At 64.1% G+C, this 19225-nt stretch carries 19 protein-coding genes; 12 read left to right on the top strand and 7 right to left on the bottom strand.

Annotated features, from left to right (window positions below; genetic code table 11):
- The first annotated feature begins 27 nt into the window (after nucleotides 1-27).
- From AC3WRC_RS09950 to egtB, 6 genes are all read left to right on the top strand, one after another.
- Entirely contained in the window at nucleotides 28-2277 is a 2250-nt protein-coding gene (locus tag AC3WRC_RS09950) for a S9 family peptidase (RefSeq protein WP_492303723.1), read from the top strand.
- Nucleotides 2211-3704, top strand: coding sequence for an amidase (locus AC3WRC_RS09945; RefSeq protein ID WP_492303722.1), 1494 nt, complete (start codon nucleotides 2211-2213; stop codon nucleotides 3702-3704). Before AC3WRC_RS09950 ends, AC3WRC_RS09945 begins: the two co-directional genes overlap by 67 nt.
- Nucleotides 3705-3776: 72 nt before the next feature.
- Complete coding sequence (locus AC3WRC_RS09940; protein ID WP_316407484.1) at nucleotides 3777-4055, top strand: SemiSWEET family sugar transporter; 279 nt, start codon at nucleotides 3777-3779, stop codon at nucleotides 4053-4055.
- Nucleotides 4056-4141: 86 nt separating this feature from the next.
- On the top strand, nucleotides 4142-4447 hold the full coding sequence (locus AC3WRC_RS09935) for an SCP2 sterol-binding domain-containing protein (RefSeq protein WP_017506191.1): 306 nt from the start codon (nucleotides 4142-4144) through the stop codon (nucleotides 4445-4447).
- 105 nt (nucleotides 4448-4552) lie between these two features.
- Nucleotides 4553-5764, top strand: coding sequence for an acyl-CoA dehydrogenase family protein (locus AC3WRC_RS09930; RefSeq protein ID WP_017506190.1), 1212 nt, complete (start codon nucleotides 4553-4555; stop codon nucleotides 5762-5764).
- A gap of 102 nt (nucleotides 5765-5866) precedes the next feature.
- Complete coding sequence (gene egtB / locus AC3WRC_RS09925; protein WP_492303798.1) at nucleotides 5867-8026, top strand: ergothioneine biosynthesis protein EgtB; 2160 nt, start codon at nucleotides 5867-5869, stop codon at nucleotides 8024-8026.
- An 84-nt stretch (nucleotides 8027-8110) separates the two neighbouring features.
- Here egtB and AC3WRC_RS09920 read toward each other — a convergent pair whose 3' ends face one another.
- Both AC3WRC_RS09920 and AC3WRC_RS09915 read right to left on the bottom strand, forming a co-directional pair.
- The gene (locus AC3WRC_RS09920) at nucleotides 8111-8332 is read right to left on the bottom strand and encodes a con-10 family general stress protein (protein ID WP_039243609.1); all 222 of its coding nucleotides are present in this window, start codon (nucleotides 8330-8332) and stop codon (nucleotides 8111-8113) included.
- 116 nt (nucleotides 8333-8448) lie between these two features.
- On the bottom strand, nucleotides 8449-8610 hold the full coding sequence (locus AC3WRC_RS09915; protein ID WP_017506186.1) for a hypothetical protein: 162 nt from the start codon (nucleotides 8608-8610) through the stop codon (nucleotides 8449-8451).
- Between the two features lie 104 nt (nucleotides 8611-8714).
- Here AC3WRC_RS09915 and AC3WRC_RS09910 point away from each other — a divergent pair, with 104 nt between their 5' ends.
- Nucleotides 8715-9008, top strand: a complete 294-nt coding sequence (locus AC3WRC_RS09910; RefSeq protein ID WP_492303721.1) for a hypothetical protein — start codon at nucleotides 8715-8717, stop codon at nucleotides 9006-9008.
- An 18-nt stretch (nucleotides 9009-9026) separates the two neighbouring features.
- On the opposite strand, the gene AC3WRC_RS09905 is transcribed toward AC3WRC_RS09910, so the two are convergent.
- The gene (locus AC3WRC_RS09905; protein WP_492303720.1) at nucleotides 9027-9728 is read right to left on the bottom strand and encodes an MBL fold metallo-hydrolase; all 702 of its coding nucleotides are present in this window, start codon (nucleotides 9726-9728) and stop codon (nucleotides 9027-9029) included.
- A 191-nt stretch (nucleotides 9729-9919) separates the two neighbouring features.
- On the opposite strand from AC3WRC_RS09905, the gene tig reads away from it, so the two are divergent.
- The 4 genes from tig to AC3WRC_RS09885 all read left to right on the top strand — a co-directional run bounded on the left by tig (nucleotide 9920) and on the right by AC3WRC_RS09885 (nucleotide 13412).
- Nucleotides 9920-11266: a trigger factor gene (tig, locus tag AC3WRC_RS09900; RefSeq protein ID WP_492303719.1), complete on the top strand. Its 1347-nt coding sequence runs from the start codon at nucleotides 9920-9922 to the stop codon at nucleotides 11264-11266.
- A gap of 105 nt (nucleotides 11267-11371) precedes the next feature.
- Nucleotides 11372-12277 (top strand): hypothetical protein, encoded by a 906-nt coding sequence (locus AC3WRC_RS09895; RefSeq protein ID WP_055755228.1) that lies wholly within the window; start codon nucleotides 11372-11374, stop codon nucleotides 12275-12277.
- A 93-nt stretch (nucleotides 12278-12370) separates the two neighbouring features.
- Nucleotides 12371-13018 carry an ATP-dependent Clp protease proteolytic subunit gene (locus AC3WRC_RS09890; RefSeq protein ID WP_017506180.1) on the top strand — a complete coding sequence of 216 codons (648 nt, stop codon included), beginning with the start codon at nucleotides 12371-12373 and terminating at the stop codon, nucleotides 13016-13018.
- A 73-nt stretch (nucleotides 13019-13091) separates the two neighbouring features.
- Nucleotides 13092-13412: a hypothetical protein gene (locus AC3WRC_RS09885; protein WP_055755230.1), complete on the top strand. Its 321-nt coding sequence runs from the start codon at nucleotides 13092-13094 to the stop codon at nucleotides 13410-13412.
- A gap of 3 nt (nucleotides 13413-13415) precedes the next feature.
- On the opposite strand, the gene AC3WRC_RS09880 is transcribed toward AC3WRC_RS09885, so the two are convergent.
- Nucleotides 13416-14063 (bottom strand): HAD-IB family hydrolase, encoded by a 648-nt coding sequence (locus AC3WRC_RS09880; RefSeq protein ID WP_492303718.1) that lies wholly within the window; start codon nucleotides 14061-14063, stop codon nucleotides 13416-13418.
- Nucleotides 14064-14257: 194 nt separating this feature from the next.
- On the opposite strand from AC3WRC_RS09880, the gene clpX reads away from it, so the two are divergent.
- A complete protein-coding gene (gene clpX, locus AC3WRC_RS09875; RefSeq protein ID WP_055755232.1) occupies nucleotides 14258-15526 on the top strand; it encodes an ATP-dependent Clp protease ATP-binding subunit ClpX in 1269 nt (422 codons plus the stop codon).
- Between the two features lie 80 nt (nucleotides 15527-15606).
- On the opposite strand, the gene AC3WRC_RS09870 is transcribed toward clpX, so the two are convergent.
- The 3 genes from AC3WRC_RS09870 to AC3WRC_RS09860 form a co-directional block, all read right to left on the bottom strand.
- The gene (locus AC3WRC_RS09870; protein WP_492303717.1) at nucleotides 15607-16359 is read right to left on the bottom strand and encodes a lysophospholipid acyltransferase family protein; all 753 of its coding nucleotides are present in this window, start codon (nucleotides 16357-16359) and stop codon (nucleotides 15607-15609) included.
- Nucleotides 16360-16396: 37 nt separating this feature from the next.
- Nucleotides 16397-17446, bottom strand: coding sequence for a GGDEF domain-containing protein (locus AC3WRC_RS09865; RefSeq protein ID WP_091746499.1), 1050 nt, complete (start codon nucleotides 17444-17446; stop codon nucleotides 16397-16399).
- 110 nt (nucleotides 17447-17556) lie between these two features.
- Nucleotides 17557-19122, bottom strand: a complete 1566-nt coding sequence (locus AC3WRC_RS09860) for a DEAD/DEAH box helicase (RefSeq protein ID WP_492303716.1) — start codon at nucleotides 19120-19122, stop codon at nucleotides 17557-17559.
- Nucleotides 19123-19225: the final 103 nt, after the last annotated feature.

Here is a 19225-nt window from a genome sequence, read left to right as displayed (position 1 = left end):
GCAGAAGCACCGCTAGCGTCTCGACCCATGCGCACCATTCTTCTCGCCTCGACCATCCTCCTGTCGGCCACATCGGCGCTCGCACAGGAGACGCCCTCCAACATCCTGACGCCCGAACGGGTCTTCTCCAGCCCCAGCCTGAATGGTCCGGTAGCCAAGGGAGTCAGCCTGTCGCCCGATGGACAGCTGGTCGCCTTCCTGCGTTCGCGCGAGGACAATGTAGATGTGCAGGACCTGTGGGCGGCGCCTACGGGCGAGGGCGAACCCTATAAGCTGATCGACGCACGGGCGCTGGTTCCCGACGCCGGCGAACTGTCGGAGGCCGAAAAGGCCCGGCGCGAGCGGATGCGGATCAGTGCGCGCGGCGTGGTCGAATATTCTTGGGACCAGCAGGGCCGCTACATCCTGGCGCCGCTGGAAGGCGACATCTTCCTGGCGAACCGGGCGGACGGCAAGGTGCGCCGCCTGACCGAGACGCCGGCCGACGAGATCGACGCCAAGGTGTCGCCGAAGGGCAGCTATGTCTCCTATGTCCGCGATCAGAATCTGGTCGTCTATGATCTAGCGAGCGGCAAGGAGACGCCGATCACCGACGACGGCGCGGGCCTGATCACCTGGGCCACCGCCGAGTTCATCGCCCAGGAGGAGATGGATCGCGACACCGGATACTGGTGGAGCCCCGACGAGCGCTACATCGCCATGACGCGCGTGGACGAGAGCCCAGTCGATATCGTGCCGCGTTTCGAGATCACCGGCGGCGGCGCGACGATGGTGGAGCAACGCTATCCTCGCGCGGGCCGGCCCAATGCGGTGGTCGAACTGTATGTGCGCGACCTACAGGGCGGGGGACGGGTCAAGGTGGACCTGGGATCTAATACCGACATCTATCTGGCGCGGGTGAACTGGTCCGGCGACGGCAAGACCCTGTATGTCCAGCGTCAGTCGCGCGACCAGAAGACTTTGGATCTGCTGAGCGTCGATCCGACGACCGGCGCATCACGCGTGATCCTGAGCCAGAAGGCGCAGGCCTGGGTCGATCTAAACGACGACTTCCGCGTCCTGTCTGACGGCCGGTTCATCTGGTCCAATGAGGATTCGGGTTGGCGGCACCTGTATCTGTACGACCGCAACGGGCGTCGCCTGCGGGCCATCACGCGCGGCGACTATCCGGTCAAACATCTGGACGGCGTCAACGAACAGACTGGCGACGTCTATTTCACCGCCTCGATGCGCGACGGCAAGGAACTGCCGATCGAGCAGCAGATGTTCCGCGCCAATCTGAACCGCACCGTGGATCCGGTCGCGGTGACGCCGGGCGGCGGCTGGTGGAGCGTGTCGGTCAACGGGCCGGCGACGGCCTATGTCGGCAACTATTCCGATCCGGCGACGCCGGCGCAGTCGGCCCTGTACCGGATCGACGGAACGCGGGTGCGATGGATCGAGGAGAACAGGCTGGACGCCAGCCATCCGTTCGCGCCCTACGTTTCGCGGCTGCGCGCGCCCGAGTTCGGCACCATGCAGAGCCATGGCCAGACGTTGGTCTGGCGCATGACCACGCCCCCCGACTTCGATCCGTCCAAGAAGTATCCGGTGGTGATGCAGGTCTATGGCGGCCCCGGCACTGGGGCGGGCGTGCAAAAGAGCTGGCAGCCCCTGACCAACCAACTGCTGACCGAGGCGGGCTACATCGTCTTCCGCGTCGACAATCGCGGCGAGGGCGACCGGTCGCAGGCGTTCGAGACCAGCATCTATCGCCGTCTGGGCATTCCGGCGGTCGAGGATCAGGCCCAGGCCGCGCAATGGCTGAAGACCCTGCCTTACGTCGATGCCGACCATATCGCGGTGATGGGCTGGAGCTTCGGCGGCTTCCTCAGCCTGCTGACACTGACCGACAAGGACGCCGGCCTGGCCTCGGCCCTGGCGGGCGCGGCGCCGACGGAATGGAGCCTGTACGACACCCACTACACCGAACGGTATATGTCCACGCCCCAGGCCAATCCGGAGGGCTATGCCGCCACCGACGTCCTGCCGCGGCTGGATGACATGACGGGGCGGCTGCTGCTGCTGCACGGCATGGCCGACGACAACGTCATCTTCGGCAATGCGACGCGCGTCATCGACGCCTTGCAGGCCAAGAGCGTGCCGTTCGAAATGATGCTCTATCCCGGCCAGCGGCACGGCGTCCGCGGCGATCCGAGGCAACTGCAACAATGGCGCACCTATCTCGACTTCCTGGACCGCACGATCGGCAAGCGGGCCGAACCCAAGGCCGACTGATTCTGGCGGCTGCGGTCGCGCTGGCCCTTGCGGGCTGCGCGACCGGTCAGGGCGCCTATCCAACTGCATCCGCCGTGGTCGCGGCGGGGCGGGCGAACGACAGCGCCCATTCGGTGCTGGTCTGGACCGCGACATCACCTAGCCGGGGCGTGTCGGCGATTTCCGGCATGCCGATCCTGCTGAAGGACAATATCGAGACGGCGGACATGCCGACCACCGCCGGATCGTTGGCGCTGGCGAACAATGCGCCGGGACGGGACGCGCCGTTGGTCGCGCGCCTGCGCGCCGCTGGGGCCGTAATCGTCGGCAAGACCAATCTGTCGGAATGGGCCAATATCCGGTCGTCGGACTCGATCAGCGGCTGGAGCGCTGTCGGCGGCCAGACGCTGAACCCCTATGATCCCGCGCGTACGCCTTGTGGATCGTCGTCCGGCAGCGGGGCGGCGGTGGCGCTGGGGCTGACGCCCGTCGCCATCGGAACGGAGACAGACGGGTCGATCACCTGCCCGGCGTCGGTCAACGGCGTGGTCGGGTTCAAACCGACTGTGGGCCTGGTCTCGCGCACCCACATCGTGCCCATCAGCCATTCGCAGGACACGGCCGGGCCGATGGCGACCACCGTCAGGGATGCGGCCAGGGTGCTGACCGTCATCGCCGGGTCCGATCCGGCCGATCCGGCGACGGTCGAGGCCGATGCGCGCAAGGTCGACTACGCCGCCGGGCTGGACGCCAACGCGCTGCGCGGTGCGCGGATCGGGGTGATGCGGTTCCTGAAAGGCTACTCGCCCGAAACGCAGGCGGTGTTCGAGCAGAACCTGAAGGCCTTGCGCGATGCCGGCGCCGTGCTGGTCGATCTGCCCGAGGGACCGGACGGTCGCGCCATCGGCGCGGCCGAGTTCAAGGTGTTGCTCTATGAGCTGAAGCACGATCTGAACGCCTATCTGGCCTCGACGGACCCGGAGCAGGTCCGCACCCGCACCCTGGCCGACGTCATCGCCTTCAACGCCGCCGAACCGCGCGAGACGGTGCTGTTCGGTCAGGACATCTTCGAGCGCGCCCAGGCGATGGGCGATTTGACCGACGCTGACTATCTGGAGGCGCGCGCAACCTCGCTTAGGCTGGCGGGGCCTGAGGGCATCGATCGACTGATGAGGGACAATGGCGTGATCGCCCTGATCGCGCCCACCACGTCGCGCGCCTGGACCAACGATCCCAAGGACGACGACGATATGCAGGGATCGGCCAGCCGACTGGCCGCCGTCGCCGGCTATCCGCACCTGACCGTGCCGATGGGCTTTGATCGGGGAATGCCCATGGGAATCAGCTTCCTTGGCGGGAAGTGGGACGATGCGCGCATCCTTTCGCTGGGTTACGCCTTCGAACAGGTGACCCAGGCCAGACGGCCGCCGCCTGGCGTTCGACGCTGACATCCTTTGGGGCGGCCGCTGAGAGTGCGGCATGTGCAAATTTAGCCTCAACGTCATATCGACGATCGCAGCATGAGCGATCTGATCGCCAATATCGTCGGCTCGGCGGCTGCGATCTGCTCGATCACCAGCTTCGCGCCTCAGGCGGTCAAGATTTGGAAGGAGCGCGACGCGTCATCGGTCAGCTTGAAGACCTATTCCCTGACCGTGACCTGTTTCGTGCTTTGGGTCGTCTATGGGATCATGACGAAGGCCTGGCCTGTCACGGTCGCCAACGCATGCGCCCTGGTGATGGCGTCCGGCGTGCTGGTGATGAAGTGGCGGTTCCGCGACGGCGATCCGGAGAAGTGATCAGACCTTTCCCCGACGTGATCTTGGCGCCCCCGCCGATGCGGGCTAACCCGTAGTTCACAACGTCCAACAGGGAGACGCCCCCAATGCCCGATCTCGCACAAGTCACCGAACACATCCGCGGCGCCGTCGGCGACAACTCCGGCCTCGGCAAGACCGTCAAGCTCGATCTCGGCGACGAGGGCAAGATCTACATCGACGGCGCCTCCACGCCGAACACGGTGACGAACGAGGACAAGCCCGCCGACGCCACCGTCTCGATGAAGTGGGATGACTTCATGGCTCTGTCGGAAGGCAAGCTGGACCCGATGATGGCCTTCATGCAGGGCAAGCTGAAGATCGCCGGCGACATGATGATCGCCCAGAAACTGGCTCCGCTGCTGAAGCGCTGATGCCGGTCTGAACGACCAGCTATGGCGGCGCGGCTCCCGACAAGGGACCGCGCCGTTTTCGTATCGAGCGTCCGGCAGAGACGCGAACGGGAAAGAGGAAACGACATGGACTTCAAACATTCCGACCGCGCCCTGGATTGGCACGCCCGCGTCCGTCGCTTCCTGGACGAGCAGGTCATCCCGCGCGAAGCCGAATATTTCGCACAGGTCCGCGAGGATTCGAACCGTCAGCCGCCGGTCATGGAGACGATGAAGGCGGCCGCGAAGGAAGCCGGACTTTGGAATATGTTCCTGCCCGGCGAACACGGGGCGGGTCTGACCAATCTGGAATACGCGCCGCTGGCCGAGATGATGGGGCGGCATCTGTGGTCGGCCGAGGTGTTCAACTGCAACGCCCCCGACACCGGCAATATGGAGGTGCTCCATATGTACGGAAATGCCGAGCAGCAGGCGCGCTGGCTGAAGCCCCTGATGGCCGGCGAAATCCGTTCGGCCTTCCTGATGACCGAGCCTGAGGTCGCCTCGTCCGACGCCACCAACATCCAGACCCGGATCGAGCGCGACGGCGACCACTATGTCATCAACGGCCGCAAATGGTGGTCGACCAATATGGGCCATCCGAATCTGGCCGTGACCATCGTCATGGGCAAGACCGACCCCGACGCCGCATCCCACGCCCAGCAATCGCAGATCATCGTGCCGGCCGACACGCCTGGCTTCCGTGTCGAGCGGATGCTGTCGGTATTCGGCTATGATGAAAAGCCGATCGGCCATGCCGAGGTCGTGCTGGAAAATGTCCGCGTGCCGGTCGAGAACTTGATCGCCGGCGAGGGCAGGGGCTTCGAGATCGCTCAGGGGCGGCTTGGCCCGGGCCGTATTCACCACTGCATGCGCACGATCGGTGCGGCCGAGCGGGCGCTGGAACTGATGGTGACGCGGCTGTTGAACAGAACGGCGTTCAAGAAGCAGTTGGCCGAGCATTCGGTCTGGGAACAGCGCGTCGCGGAGGCGCGCACCAACATCGAGATGTGCCGCCTGCTGGTGCTGAAGGCCGCCTGGATGATGGATCAGGCGGGAGCCAAAAACGCGCGTTCCGAGATCGCCCAGATTAAGGTCGCCGCGCCGAAGATGGCTTTGCAGATCATCGACGACGCCATTCAGGCGTTCGGCGGCGCCGGTGTCTCGGGTGACACGCCTTTGGCCGAGCTTTACGCGGGTGTCCGCACCTTGCGCATCGCCGACGGCCCGGACGAGGTCCATAATCGCACCATCGCGCGGTTGGAATACGCCAAACATGGCGGCCGCCCGATGCGCTGATATGTGATCCCGAACGCCAAGTGCTTGGGAACCTTGGCCTTGTTGGTGCGTTTGTTCGGCACTGACAAGGCGCTGGGGCTGGTGTCGGACGGGACAGCTGACATGAATGCGCGCTCCGAGCCCGACCCGCGGGTTGCGTCAGACGTGGCGCGGTTCAAGTCTGTTCGCGCGCGCATGATCGCTCTGGCTGAAGGTTTGTCTGCCGAGGATCTGTCAGCTCAGTCGATGGCGGATTGCAGCCCAGGGAAATGGCATCTGGCGCACACCAGCTGGTTTTTCGAGGCGATGATCCTGTCGTCCGATCCCGGATACCAGCCCGTCGATCCGCGTTTTCAGCAGCTGTTTAACTCCTACTATGAGGCTTTGGGCGAGCGGGTCAGGCGGGACCAGCGCGGGCTGATGACTCGCCCCTCCGTCGATGAGGTCCTGGCCTATCGCCGAGAGATCGACCGCCGGATGGTCGCCTGGCTGGCGCAGGGCGAGACCAGCGGCCATCAACGCTATCTGTTCGAGCTGGGTCTGCACCACGACCAGCAGCATCAGGAGCTTTTCCTGATGGATGTGCTGAACCTGATGTCGCGCTCTCCGCTCGACCCCGCCGCCTATGAGATCGAGCCCAGAGCCGAGGCGCTTCAAAACACGCGCGTTGGAACGGTGGCGTTCGAAGGCGGTCTGGTGACGATCGGCCACGACCAATCGGGCTTCGCCTTCGACAATGAGGGGCCGTCGCACCGCGTCTGGCTGGAGCCGTTCGCTCTGGCTGCGGATCTGGTGACGAACGGCGACTGGATCGCCTTCATCCAGGATGGCGGCTATTTGCGGTCCGAGCTGTGGCTGTCTGACGGCTGGGCGACGGTCAAGGCTGAGGGCTGGACCGCGCCGCTGTATTGGCGTTTGGCTAATGGCGCCTGGACCGTGATGGGTCTGACGGGGCGTAAACCTGTCGATCCTACTGCGCCGGTTCGCCACATCAGCTTTTATGAGGCCGACGCTTTTGCCCGTTGGGCCGGCAAGCGACTGCCGTCCGAGGCGGAATGGGAACATGCCGCCGCCTCTTCGCCTGATGCGTTCTCGAACCTGGTTGGCGAAGTGTGGCAGTGGACGTCCAGCGCCTATGCGCCCTATCCCGGTTTTCAGCCGACGCCGGGCACCGCCGCCGAATACAACGGCAAGTTCATGGCCAATCAGATGGTGCTGCGAGGCGGATCTTTCGCCACGCCGCCGGGCCATGACCGCATCACCTATCGCAACTTCTTCTATCCCCAACAGAGGTGGGCCTTCATGGGTTTGAGACTGGCTGAAGATCGGACCGTGGCGCGAGACGCCGCAGCGGACGACGCCCAAACCGCCGCCTTTCGAAAGGATATGATCGAAGGGCTGTCGCGTGCGCAAAAGGCTGTGCCGCCGAAGTGGTTCTATGACGGGGACGGGTCACGTCTGTTCGAAGACATCACCGTGCTGCCCGAATACTATCCGACCCGGCAGGAAATGGCGCTGTTGCGCGATCGCGCAGCGGAACTGACGGCCGACTTCGGCCCCGACGCCGTACTGGTCGAGTTCGGATCCGGCGCCAGCGAAAAGACGCGGATCTTGTTGGACGCCGCCACCGACCTCGGCGCCTACGTTCCGCTCGACATCAGCGAGAGTGCTCTGATGGACGCCGCCATTCGCGTCCGTGCTGATTATCCAAACCTGCGCGTGCAGCCGGTTCTGGGCGACTTCGAACATCTGGCCCCGCTGCCCGACGATCTTCCGTCGGGGCGACGGATCGGCTTCTTCCCCGGCTCGACCATCGGCAATCTGCAACCGGAAGAGGCCGAGCAATTCCTGGCGGCGGCGCGTCGGATGCTGGGCGAGGGGGCGTTGTTCATTCTGGGCGTCGATCTGGTCAAAGACCCTGCGATCCTGGTCGCCGCCTATGACGACAGCCAGGGCGTCACGGCGGCCTTCAATCGCAATGTTCTGATCCGCGCCAATCACGAGTTGGATGCTGATTTCGATGTGGACGCCTTTGTTCACCGCGCCGTGTGGAACCCGGACGCCTCGCGAATGGAAATGCATCTCCAAGCGATTGCCCCGACGACCGCGCACGTCGGAGATCGGACATTCCGCTTCATGACCGGCGAGACGATCCACACCGAAAGCTCGCGCAAGTTCACGCCTGAATCGATCCAAGCCATGGCGGCCGCCTCCGGCTGGACGGTCGTCCGCATCGATACCTCTCCGGCGCCGAGCGTCGCCTTGGCGGTCCTGCGCGCCTGAGCCGAATGCGCGGCTGATCGCGGGCAAGAAAAAGGGCGGCGCATCGATCGATGGGCCGCCCTTGTTTGTATCGAGTTCCGCCGACTATTGCCCGTCGGCGGCGTCCGCGTCTTTCTTGGTTCCGTGCGACGCTTCTCCACCCTTGCGGCCCGCCTGTGCGGCGAGGCTGCGGTCTTGGGAGAAGCTGCGTTTTTCGCTGGGGACGCTGGCGCCCCCTTTGCGCGCGATTTCGCGCTGACGTTCGGGATCCATGGAGGCGAAACCTCGCTTGGAAACGCCGGAGGGTCGTGTGGGTTGGCTGTCCATCGTGTTCCTTTCAGTGCTGCCGTTGCGCTTGCTGAAGTGAACCCAGTGACTCGGTGACGGTTCCGTCGGGAACTCCGTTTTACTGTCGCGATCCTCAAGGGCTCGTGAGTTTGACTTTACCCAGCACCGTAAGGCCGCGAATCACCTTCGCCGCCACCATCCGGTTCCATCGGCGGAACTTCATCGGGCGTGTCTGAAGGCTGTATTTCCGGCTGCTGCGCCGGCTCAGGCTGGATCTCGGGTTGCGGCGTGGTCGGAGTGGGTTCGATATAGGTCATGAGCGGCTCCATGTGAGACCAACCAACGCGCCGTGATCGCCCGCGTTCAAAAAAGGAACCATGGGTCGCAACGCCGGTTTGTTCAGCGAACTACGGAGATCGACATGACCAACACCCCAATAAACGCGACATCACCCGACGACATCGTCCTGGAGGACGATGATCTGACCCAACGTCTGGACCGACAGGCAGACGCAATTCTCGCCCAAGGCGAGGGCCGTAGCTTTGGCAAGACCACGTCGGTCCGTCAGGCCGTCAGAGAAGACGCCGGTGTGGTGCGTGAGAAGATATCTGGACGCGTTCATCGTGTGCAGGAAGACATTCAGGACAATCCGATGAAGGCCACGCTCTATGCGTTGGGCATCGGCGTCATCATCGGCATGATCCTGCGCCGCTAAGCTACGCGATCAGCAGGCTCAGGCAGGCCCCGACGGCTCACGCTGGATCGGGGCCTGTCGCATTGCGGCGTCAGACACGAACGGATTGGTCCGTCGCTCTTCACCAAAGGTGGAGATCGGCCCGTGGCCCGGCACAAAGGTGACGTCGTCGCCCAGCGGCCAGAGCTTTTCGATCACGGAGCGGATCAGTGCGGGCGGATCGCTCATCGGGAAGTCGGTGCGACCGACCGAACCCTTGAACAGAACGTCACCGACCTGAGCGAATCGCGCCGCGCGATTGAAGAAGATGACGTGCCCGGGCGTATGGCCGGGGCAGTGGCGCACCTCCCAGATCGTTTCCCCCAACGATACCGTGTCGCCATCCTCCAGCCAGCGGTCGGGCGTGAAGCGGCGAGCGTCGGGCAGGCCGTACATCCGGCCGCTCTCCACGATTCGGTCGATCCAGAACTGGTCGGCTTTCTGAGGGCCGGTGATCTGGGCGCCGGTCTTTTCCTGCATTTCTGCTGCGCCGCCCGCGTGATCCAGATGGCCGTGAGTGATCCAGATCTGATCCAGCGTCAGGCCGCGCCGCGTGACCTCGCCTAGGACTGCATCGACCGAACCGCCAGGATCGATCACGGCGGCCTTGTTGGTGGCGGTGCACCAGACGGTCGTGCAGTTCTGTTGAAGCGGGGTGACGGGCGTGACGAAGACGCCGATGGGGGAGGCGGGTTGGCTCATTTGGTCAACATAGCCACGCAAAGGCCGCGAAACCACCGGCTCTGACTACGCCCGCGTTGACCTTTCGGGCCCTTCTCGACATAAGGGCGGGCTTCGAGGCGCCGCTCCACACGGGGCGGCCTTCTTGCTTTATCCATTCCGCGCCGGCCGTCTCGATGGCTCATGCGCCCCAGAGCGTCAGAATCCCGACCATGCAAGTCGTCGAAAAGTCGAACGAAGGCCTCAGCCGCGTGATCGCGGTCACCATTCCCGTCGCGGAGCTGAACGAAAAGCTCGAAGCCCGCGTCAAGGAAGTCGCCCCGCAGGTGAAGCTGAAGGGCTTCCGTCCGGGCAAGGTGCCGGTCGCCCATGTCAAGAAGACCTTCGGCCGTGAGTTCATGGGCGAGATCATCAACGCCGAGCTGAACGAAACCAGCCAGAAGGCGCTCGACGAGGCCAAGATCCGTCCCGCCGCGCCGGCCGAGATGAAGCTGACCTCGGACATGGACAAGGTCATCGCCGGTCAGGAAGACCTGGCCTATGAAATGTCGCTGGAAATCATGCCGGACTTCGAGCCGGTCGATCCCAAGACCCTGAAGCTGGAGCGCCCGACCTATGAAGCGTCTGACGCCGATCTGGACGAGGCCCTGACGGAACTGGCCGGTCAGGCCAAGACCTACGAAGACAAGAAGGGCAAGACCGTCAAGGCCGCCGAGGGCGACCAGCTGACGATCGACTTCCTGGGCAAGCTGGACGGCGAGCCCTTCGAAGGCGGCGCCGCCGAGGACGCGGACCTGGTGATCGGCTCGGGCCGCTTCATCCCCGGTTTCGAAGAGCAACTGACGGGCGCCAAGGTCGGCGAAGAGAAGACCATCGAGGTCACCTTCCCCGAGAACTATCAAGCCGCTCATCTGGCCGGCAAGAAGGCCACCTTCGACATCAAGGTGAAGGCCATCAAGGCGGAAGCCGAATCCAAGATCGACGACGATTTCGCCACCCGCATCGGTCTGGAGTCGCTGGACAAGCTGAAGGAACTGCTGAAGTCCAACCTGGACCAGCAGTACGCCGGCGCGGCCCGTTTCAAGCTGAAGCGCGCCCTGCTGGACCAGCTGGATGAGGCCCACGACTTCCCGCTGCCGCCGAAGATGGTGGACGCCGAGTTCGACGGCATCTGGCAGCAGGTTGAGGCTGACAAGACCGCTGGTCGTCTGCCGGAAGAAGACGCCGCCAAGTCGGACGAAGATCTGAAGGCTGAATACCGCAAGATCGCCGAACGCCGTGTGCGTCTGGGCTTGGTGCTGGCCGAAATCGGTCGCGCCAACAACGTCCAGGTCACCGACCAGGAACTGAACGCCGCCATCCTGCAGGAAGCCCGCAACTATCCGGGCCAGGAACAGGCCGTCCTGAACTTCTACCGCCAGAACCCCAACGCCGCCGCCCAGATGCGCGCGCCCATCTACGAAGAAAAGGTCGTCGACCTGATCGTGGGCGTCGCCGATGTGACCGACAAGCCGATCACCAAGGAAGAGCTGCTGAAGGAAGACGAGGGCGAAGGCTGATTTTCCGCTCGATTACACGACCGTAACTGGCGGTTGTGGCGTCTGGATTGTAAGTCGAATGGGTCCGCAGTGCGGGCCCATTTTGCTTTTTCAGGTATGTCTTCAATGTCTTTTTCCGCTGTCGCTCTGGCCGCCCTCATCACCGCAGGCGCGCAGGCGCAGGATCCGGCACAGCCGCCCCCGACAGATCTGGAGGAGATCACGGTCGAGGGTCAGTCGCCGCGGCAGGCTGCGCGCCAATTTGTCCAGCGTGTTGCGACCGCGCCCGCCGGTGCGCGGCTTGGACGGTGGAATACGCCGCTGTGCGTCAGCGTCGCCGGATTGAAGGCGCCCTACGGTCAGATGCTTGCCGATCGCATCGGCGAAATCGCTCATGATCTTGAAATTCGAGTGGGCGAGCCTGGCTGCTCGGCCAATGTGCTCATAATCGCCACGGAGGATGGTCCCAGTGTCGCATCTGCGCTGGTGGAAGGTTGGCGTCGTCGTTTCCGTCCTCCGATCGACAACACGAACATGGGTTTGGCGGCGCTGGAACGGTTCAAAACCAGCGATGCGCCAGTGCGATGGTGGCACATTTCCCTGCCAGTCTCAGCAGACACTGGCCAACTGGCGGCCCGTGTCGCCGGTGGAGAGCCGCCCTCGATTGGATCGCGGGCCGTCAGCCGCATGAGGTCGCCACTGCGGTACGACCTGAACTCAGCGACCGTCGTCATTGATATGACCAAGGCCAGTGGCGTCCTTTTGCCGGCTCTGATGGACTACGCCGCGATGGTCGTCTTGGCGCAGGTCGATCCCCGCGCCGACTACTCCGATCAGCCCACTGTGCTGAATTTATTTGGTGATCCTCAGAACGTGACCGGCCTCACGGACTGGGACCGCGCCTATCTGCAAGCGCTATATGAAGCGGAGCCCGATCGCGCATCCGCCGCCGCGCAGGAGGCGGCGGTCGCGGAACGGCTACAGAAAGGACGTCGTGCAGCGGCTAACCAGCAAGACGCGCAGTCCGATTGAACCCGGCGTCTTGCGCAGGGTGTCATCGAACGCGATATGCAGCATAACCGGCTGACGACGCTGAATCGTCGCCACTGCATCCGAGAAGGCTAAATGCGCGATCCGATCGAACTGATGAACATGAACCTGGTGCCGATGGTGGTGGAGCAATCCAGCCGCGGTGAGCGTTCCTTCGACATTTTCTCGCGCTTGCTGCGTGAGCGAATCATCTTTCTGACGGGACCGTTCGAGGACGGGATGGCGTCGCTGATCTGCGCCCAGCTGCTGTTCCTTGAATCGGAGAACCCCAAGAAGGAAATCAGCATGTATATCAACAGCCCCGGCGGTCAGGTGACCTCGGCGCTCGCGATCTACGACACCATGCAATACATCAAGAGCCCGGTTTCGACCGTGGTGATGGGTATGGCGGCTTCGGCTGGCTCGCTGATTCTGACGGCGGGCGCCGCTGGCCAGCGGATCGCCCTGCCGAATGCGCGGGTCATGGTGCACCAGCCCTCGGGCGGTTTCCGCGGCCAGGCGTCGGACATCGAACTGCATGCCGCCGACATCCGGTACACAAAGCGTCGTCTGAACGAGATCTACGTCCATCACACCGGTCGGACGTATGAGGAGGTCGAGAAGACTTTGGATCGCGACCACTTCATGTCGGCCGAGGAAGCCAAGGCCTGGGGCATCGTTGACCATGTCTACGATCGCCGCGAGCAGGCCGACGCCGATGGCGTGAAGACGCCCGGCAACTAAGACTGCCGTCGAAAGGCGAAAAGGGCGCGCCCGTTGCGGCGCGCCCTTTTCATTTTGTGCTATCGGAACCGCCATGCAGTTCACACGAGATCAAAGCGGCACGGTCGATGTCGATGGCGAAAGCTACGTCTGGGAGCTTCGTCGCCAACCTCAGCCCAAGGGCGGAAATGTCTGGGAGGGCATGGCCGTCTCCCTTCGCCACGCGGACTTCAAGCGTGAAGCCATCGTGCAGTTTCCGCCGCCACTTCGGCCCAACGGCCGACCAGATGTGGAGAAGCAGCGCGTCAATGTCGACGCTGTCCGCACCGCTGTCGCCTCGGCGATCGAGGCCGGCTGGGATCCGGCCTCGCGCGGCAAGGCGATGGTGTTCGACGTGGACGCCGACGGCAACTAAGTTTCAGGGCTTCCGGCGGAAAATTCGGAAACCTGGCTGCTGGGCCATCGCCAGCATCTCGGTGTCGCCCGAGGTGTCGCCGTAGGCGGCGACGAGCGTCATGTCATCGCCATAGGCCGCTTTCAGCCGCTGCACCTTTTCCTCACCGCGACAGTTGGGACCGGCGAAGTCGCCGGTGATTCGGTCATCGGCGTTGAAGACAAACTCAGTGCCCAGCAAGGCCTCGGCCCCCAGTTTGCGGGCGAACGGCGCAACGGTCGTCGTCGGCGACGCGGTCACGATGACGCGATGCGCACCGCGTTGGCCCCAGTCGTTCCACACCTCAAGCGCATCGGGGCGCATGAAGCGGGGCCAGATCTCTTCGGCGAAGGCTGCGGCTTCCGTTTCCAGCGTCTGGCGGCTCACGCCAAGCAGGAATTCCTTTACGGAGGCCGCCTTGATCCGGCCCCGGTCGCGATCCTTGGCGTAGGCGGCCAGCGCCGGAGCCAGCTTGACCAATCCCAAGGCCCAGGCGCCCGGACCGGCGCGCCAGCGCAGGAACTCGGTGAAGCTGTCTCGAATCGTCAGCGTGCCGTCGAAATCGAAGGCGACGATGGCAGGTCCATTCGCCGTGGACTGGCGTATTTCCTGCACAATACCCATGTCAGACATTCGCCTTGATCCCCGTCGACACTGATCCATCCACGCACTGCAACAATCCCTTGCCGCCTTCGGGGTTGTTCCGGAACGTGTGATGGGTGATTGTCATTTTTTGAAGACCTTCGCATCCAGAGTGCTGGACTCAATGTGAGGGAAGCGCGTTTTGGGCCATTTCGGTCCGACCCGCGGGAGTGAGATAAGGGTCTATGACCAAAGCAGCCGGCACCGACGCCAAAAGCACCCTCTACTGCTCGTTCTGCGGAAAGAGCCAGCACGAGGTCCGCAAGCTCATCGCGGGCCCGACCGTCTTCATCTGCGATGAATGCGTCGAACTGTGCATGGACATCATCCGCGAAGAGCACAAGATCGGCTTTAAGAAGACGACCGACGGCGTGCCCACGCCCAAGGAAATCCGCGACGTGCTGGACGACTATGTCATCGGCCAGGCGCACGCCAAGAAGGTGCTCTCGGTCGCCGTCCACAACCACTACAAGCGCCTGAACCACGCGACTAAGAACAACGACGTCGAACTGGCCAAGTCGAACATCATGCTGATTGGCCCGACCGGCTCGGGCAAGACGCTGCTGGCCCAGACGCTGGCGCGCATCATCGACGTGCCCTTCACCATGGCCGACGCGACGACCCTGACCGAAGCCGGTTATGTGGGCGAGGATGTCGAGAACATCATCCTGAAGCTGCTGCAGGCGTCGGACTACAACGTCGAGCGGGCCCAGCGCGGCATCGTCTATATCGACGAAATCGACAAGATCTCGCGCAAGTCTGACAACCCTTCGATCACGCGCGACGTGTCGGGCGAAGGCGTGCAACAGGCCCTGCTGAAGATCATGGAAGGCACCGTCGCCTCCGTGCCGCCGCAAGGCGGTCGCAAGCATCCGCAGCAGGAATTCCTGCAGGTCGACACCGCCAACATCCTGTTCATCGTCGGCGGCGCCTTCGCCGGGCTGGAGAAGGTCATCTCGGCGCGCGGGGCAGGGGCTTCGATCGGCTTTGGCGCGCAGGTCAAGGAGATCGATGAACGTCGCACCGGCGACATTCTAAAGGGTGTCGAGCCTGACGATCTGATGCGGTTCGGCCTGATTCCCGAGTTCATCGGCCGTCTGCCGGTGCTGGCGACGCTGGAAGATCTGGACGAAACGGCGCTGGTCACCATTCTGACCGAACCGAAAAACGCTCTGGTCAAACAGTACAAGCGCCTGTTCGAGATGGAGAACGTCGAACTGACCTTCACCGACGACGCTCTGATCGCTGTCGCCAAGAAGGCCATCACCCGCAAGACCGGGGCGCGCGGTCTGCGCTCGATCCTGGAAGGCATCCTTCTCGAGACCATGTTTGAACTGCCGACCTTCGAAGGCGTCGAAGAGGTCGTCGTCAACGCCGAGGTCATCGACGGCAAGGCTCAGCCCCTGCTGATCTACTCGGAAGCCTCCAAGAAAAAGGCCGACGGCGCCGCCTGAACTGACGACCAGCGCTGAAATGAAAAAGGCCGGAGCGAGATCGCTCCGGCCTTTGTTGTTCGAGATCGCTGTCTGCAAACCTATTTGATCGGTGTGTCGATCAGCACGGCCGGCGTCACGAGTTGACCCGTGGCCTGGGCGATGAGCTCGGCGGTGCGGGTTTCGATCACGGCTTCGAGCCGAGCCAGGAACTCGTCCTTGGGAAGGCCGACAGGGATCGGGTCGAGGAACTCTAGCGTCGCCGTGCCGGGGTGCTTCTCGTACTTTTCCTCGGGCCAGAAGAGGCCGAGGTTGGTAGCGAGCGGCACGACCGGCACTTCGAAGTCGCGGTACATGTGCCAGACGCCGGAGCGATATTTGAACTTCTTGCCGACGGGCGCGAGGTGCCCCTCGGGATAGATCAGGATCTTGCGGTTCTCAGCGCGGGCCTCCGCGGCGCGCATGGCCAGGGCCTTGCGGGCTTCGTGGCCGCCGCAGGAGTTGACGACGATGGCGCCCAGCTTCTTCAGCACGCCGCCCAGCAGGGGAAACTTTTCCAGGTGATCGCCGGTGACGAAGGCGATGTCGTCGAACTGATCGTAGGTCGCAAAGCCGTCGCCCCAGCTTTGATGTTTGGAGGCAATGATGAAGGCGCCCGGGGGCAGTCGATCCTTGCCGTGAACGTTCAGCTTGATGCCGGCGAAGATCGACATGGCCTGGACCATGCGTTTCACATAGCGACGGATGACCCAACTGGCCGGGCCGCGCCCGGGCGCCAGCGCGGCGAAGGCGGCGGTCAGCCCGTAGCCGATCGACAGGATCCAGTAGGCGACATTGAAGGCGAAGCTGCGCATGGGACGACTATGGCAGAAAGCTTGGCCTTGTCAGACCCTAAGCCGCCTTTTCGAGCGATGATGCCGGCGTGACGCAGTTTCGGCCCGCACGCTTGGATTCGTACAAGGCGGCGTCGGCGCGTTCCAGCAGGCTGGCGGCGGTTTCGCCCTTTTGGCGCTGGGCGAAGCCGGCGGAGACAGTCACCGAGCCCAGGTCGTCATTGGTCGAACGACGGCGCAGCGCGCGTGACGCCACGTCGTTGCGGATGCTCTCCAACGCGGCCATGACCACGCCGGCGCCTTCACCCGGGAAGATGATCGCGAACTCCTCGCCGCCGAACCGGGCGGCGAATCGGGTCTTGCCGCAGATGTTGGACAGGACGGTGGAGACATAGCGCAGCACCTGGTCGCCGGTCTGGTGGCCCCAGGTGTCGTTGAACCGTTTGAAATGGTCGATGTCGAGGATGGCCAGGCTGAGCGGCGCGCCGTCGTCCTCGGCGCAGGCGGCCTCAAGCCGTTCATCGAAGGCCTTGCGGTTAGCCAGATTGGTCAGGGCGTCGGTCATGGCGTCGCGGCGCACCTGTTCCAAGTTTTCGCGCAGGCGGATGACTTCCTTGTTGGACTTTTCCAGACGCTTTTCCAGGATCGCTGTTTCCCGACGCACGCGGTTGGTCGCGGTCGACAATCCGCCGACCAGATCCTTCAGCGACGACGGATCATCGACGGTCTCCATGCACTGGGAGGCGTCGGCGAGGGTTTCGCCATAGTCGTGCTGGGTCTTGTGCGCCATGGCGATGGCGCTGGCGACGCTGGCCAATTCGCGGTCAAGCACGGCGCCGACGTCGCGGATCTGATCCGGCAGGCGACCGCGCGGCAGGAACTCGGCGGCCAGCATTTCGGACGTCTTGTCGGTGATGACCGCAGACTGCGCCAGAAGACGACGGATTTCCTGGGCGAGGGGGCCGTCAGGGTCGCTGATGTAGTGCAGCCAGAGCTCGAAGTTCAGCGGCGTGGGCCACACACCGGCCTTTTCCATTTCGCCGATGACGTTGCGCGCCAAAGCATAGGCTTGAGGAGCTCTTAGCGCCGTCTCGACCTTTTTCGACATTCTTGTTCCCCTGAGCTCCTGTTCTGGAGCTGTGTCGGGGCGCACACTACGGGATGTTCCGTAATGCAGGGTAAACGACGCGGCGTTTCACCGCGCCGTTGTGTACGAATTCAAGCGCGAATGACGACGGGCCGGCGCAGGAAGGCGGGGATGTCGTCGCCGAAGCCACGCACGCCTTGGCGCTGCGTGTCGGCCTTGTCGGCCTTGCGGTCACCGCGGCGATCGGATTGCAGCAGATGCGGCTCACGATCTGCACGGTCGGGACGTGGGGCGCGAGCCGTCTCGACGGGTTCGACGGTCGCTTCCGCCTCGACTGCAGCGGCGACGGGAGCCGCGACTTCAACCGGCGCCTCGGGGCGGGCCTTGCGGCGGCTGCGGCTGCGGGGCGCCGCGGCCTCTTCAGACGATGGCGCGGCGGTGACGGGGGCGATGTCGCCAGGCTCGGCGGACGGGGTGGGCGCGCTGCTGGTGCGCGACCGGCTGCGACCGCGTTCGCCCGTGCGTTTGTCGTCGCGGCGCGGGCCGTCCTTGATGGCGGCGAAGTCGATGCCGTCCAGAACCAGCTCTTCCGGATCCTTCTTGATCAGCTTCAGGACCTTATCCAGCGACTTGTCGTCGGCCGGGGTCACGATCATGAAAGCCTGGCCCAGCTTGCCAGCTCGGCCGGTACGGCCGATGCGGTGGACGTAGTCGTCGGCGTGGTGCGAGACGTCGTAGTTGAAGACGTGGCTGACGTCCGGGATATCCAGGCCGCGCGCGGCGACGTCGGAGGCCACCAGAATCTTCAGGGCGCCCGAGCGGAAGTCCGCCAGGGTCTTCATCCGATGCGACTGATCCAGGTCGCCATGGATCGGCGCGGCGTCGAAGCCGTGGGTCTTCAGCGACTTGGCGACGATATCGACTTCGGATTTGCGATTGCAGAAGACGATGCCGTTGCGCACGTCCTCCCGACCGACCAGGGCGCGCAGGGCGGTCCGCTTGGCCTTGGGGTCCGAGGTCGGGATGCGGACGATATATTGGGTGATGGTGTCGGCGGTCATCGCCGGACGCGAGGCCTCGATCCGGGTCGGATCCTTGAGGAAGGCGGTCGTCAGGCGCGTGATCTCCGGCGGCATGGTCGCCGAGAAGAACAGGGTCTGGCGGCGCGGCGGCGTCAGTTTGAAGATGCGCTCGATGTCCGGGATGAAGCCCATGTCCAGCATGCGGTCGGCTTCATCGACGACCATGATCTCGACGCCGGTCAGCAGCATCTTGCCGCGTTCGAACAGGTCGAGCAGGCGGCCGGGCGTTGCGATCAGGACGTCGACGCCCTTGTTCAGCGCCGCGACCTGGTCGCCCATGGAGACGCCGCCGATCAGCAGGACCCAGCTCAGTTTGGTGCCCTTGGCGTATTTGGCGAAGCTCTCGGCGACCTGGTCGGCCAGTTCGCGCGTCGGCGCCAGGACGATGGCGCGCGGCATGCGGGCGCGGGCGCGGCCGGTGGACAGGCGATCGACCAGGGGCAGGGTGAAGGCGGCCGTCTTGCCGGTCCCGGTCTGGGCGATGCCGAGCACGTCACGGCCGGCGAGGGCGACGGGGATCGCCTGTTCCTGAATGGGCGTGGCGGTCGTGTAGCCGGTGTCGGCGACGGCCTGAAGGGTCGTGGGCGAAAGGCCCAGTTGGGAAAATTCGGTCATGAATCCTTGGGAGAGAAAGCGTCTGCGTGCATAGCAGCGACGGAACCGCCCCTCTTTGGGCGAGCGGGCGGCGCGGATCGCAGACCTGTCCCGAGGCTGGGGG

This window comes from Brevundimonas sp. EU05-FHT14B07 (assembly GCF_058790795.1).
Note: the sequence above shows the minus strand (reverse complement) of the source record. Positions and strands in the feature narration are given on the sequence as shown.

Excerpts from the sequence above, each read along its gene's own strand:
- AC3WRC_RS09950 (WP_492303723.1), top strand. The coding sequence starts at position 28 with ATGCGCACCATTCTTCTCGCCTCGACCATCCTCCTGTCGGCCACATCG.
- AC3WRC_RS09945 (WP_492303722.1), top strand. The coding sequence starts at position 2,211 with ATGGCGCACCTATCTCGACTTCCTGGACCGCACGATCGGCAAGCGGGC.
- AC3WRC_RS09940 (WP_316407484.1), top strand. The coding sequence starts at position 3,777 with ATGAGCGATCTGATCGCCAATATCGTCGGCTCGGCGGCTGCGATCTGC.
- AC3WRC_RS09935 (WP_017506191.1), top strand. The coding sequence starts at position 4,142 with ATGCCCGATCTCGCACAAGTCACCGAACACATCCGCGGCGCCGTCGGC.
- AC3WRC_RS09930 (WP_017506190.1), top strand. The coding sequence starts at position 4,553 with ATGGACTTCAAACATTCCGACCGCGCCCTGGATTGGCACGCCCGCGTC.
- egtB (WP_492303798.1), top strand. The coding sequence starts at position 5,867 with ATGAATGCGCGCTCCGAGCCCGACCCGCGGGTTGCGTCAGACGTGGCG.
- AC3WRC_RS09920 (WP_039243609.1), bottom strand. The coding sequence starts at position 8,332 with ATGGACAGCCAACCCACACGACCCTCCGGCGTTTCCAAGCGAGGTTTC.
- AC3WRC_RS09915 (WP_017506186.1), bottom strand. The coding sequence starts at position 8,610 with ATGACCTATATCGAACCCACTCCGACCACGCCGCAACCCGAGATCCAG.
- AC3WRC_RS09910 (WP_492303721.1), top strand. The coding sequence starts at position 8,715 with ATGACCAACACCCCAATAAACGCGACATCACCCGACGACATCGTCCTG.
- AC3WRC_RS09905 (WP_492303720.1), bottom strand. The coding sequence starts at position 9,728 with ATGAGCCAACCCGCCTCCCCCATCGGCGTCTTCGTCACGCCCGTCACC.
- tig (WP_492303719.1), top strand. The coding sequence starts at position 9,920 with ATGCAAGTCGTCGAAAAGTCGAACGAAGGCCTCAGCCGCGTGATCGCG.
- AC3WRC_RS09895 (WP_055755228.1), top strand. The coding sequence starts at position 11,372 with ATGTCTTTTTCCGCTGTCGCTCTGGCCGCCCTCATCACCGCAGGCGCG.
- AC3WRC_RS09890 (WP_017506180.1), top strand. The coding sequence starts at position 12,371 with ATGCGCGATCCGATCGAACTGATGAACATGAACCTGGTGCCGATGGTG.
- AC3WRC_RS09885 (WP_055755230.1), top strand. The coding sequence starts at position 13,092 with ATGCAGTTCACACGAGATCAAAGCGGCACGGTCGATGTCGATGGCGAA.
- AC3WRC_RS09880 (WP_492303718.1), bottom strand. The coding sequence starts at position 14,063 with ATGTCTGACATGGGTATTGTGCAGGAAATACGCCAGTCCACGGCGAAT.
- clpX (WP_055755232.1), top strand. The coding sequence starts at position 14,258 with ATGACCAAAGCAGCCGGCACCGACGCCAAAAGCACCCTCTACTGCTCG.
- AC3WRC_RS09870 (WP_492303717.1), bottom strand. The coding sequence starts at position 16,359 with ATGCGCAGCTTCGCCTTCAATGTCGCCTACTGGATCCTGTCGATCGGC.
- AC3WRC_RS09865 (WP_091746499.1), bottom strand. The coding sequence starts at position 17,446 with ATGTCGAAAAAGGTCGAGACGGCGCTAAGAGCTCCTCAAGCCTATGCT.
- AC3WRC_RS09860 (WP_492303716.1), bottom strand. The coding sequence starts at position 19,122 with ATGACCGAATTTTCCCAACTGGGCCTTTCGCCCACGACCCTTCAGGCC.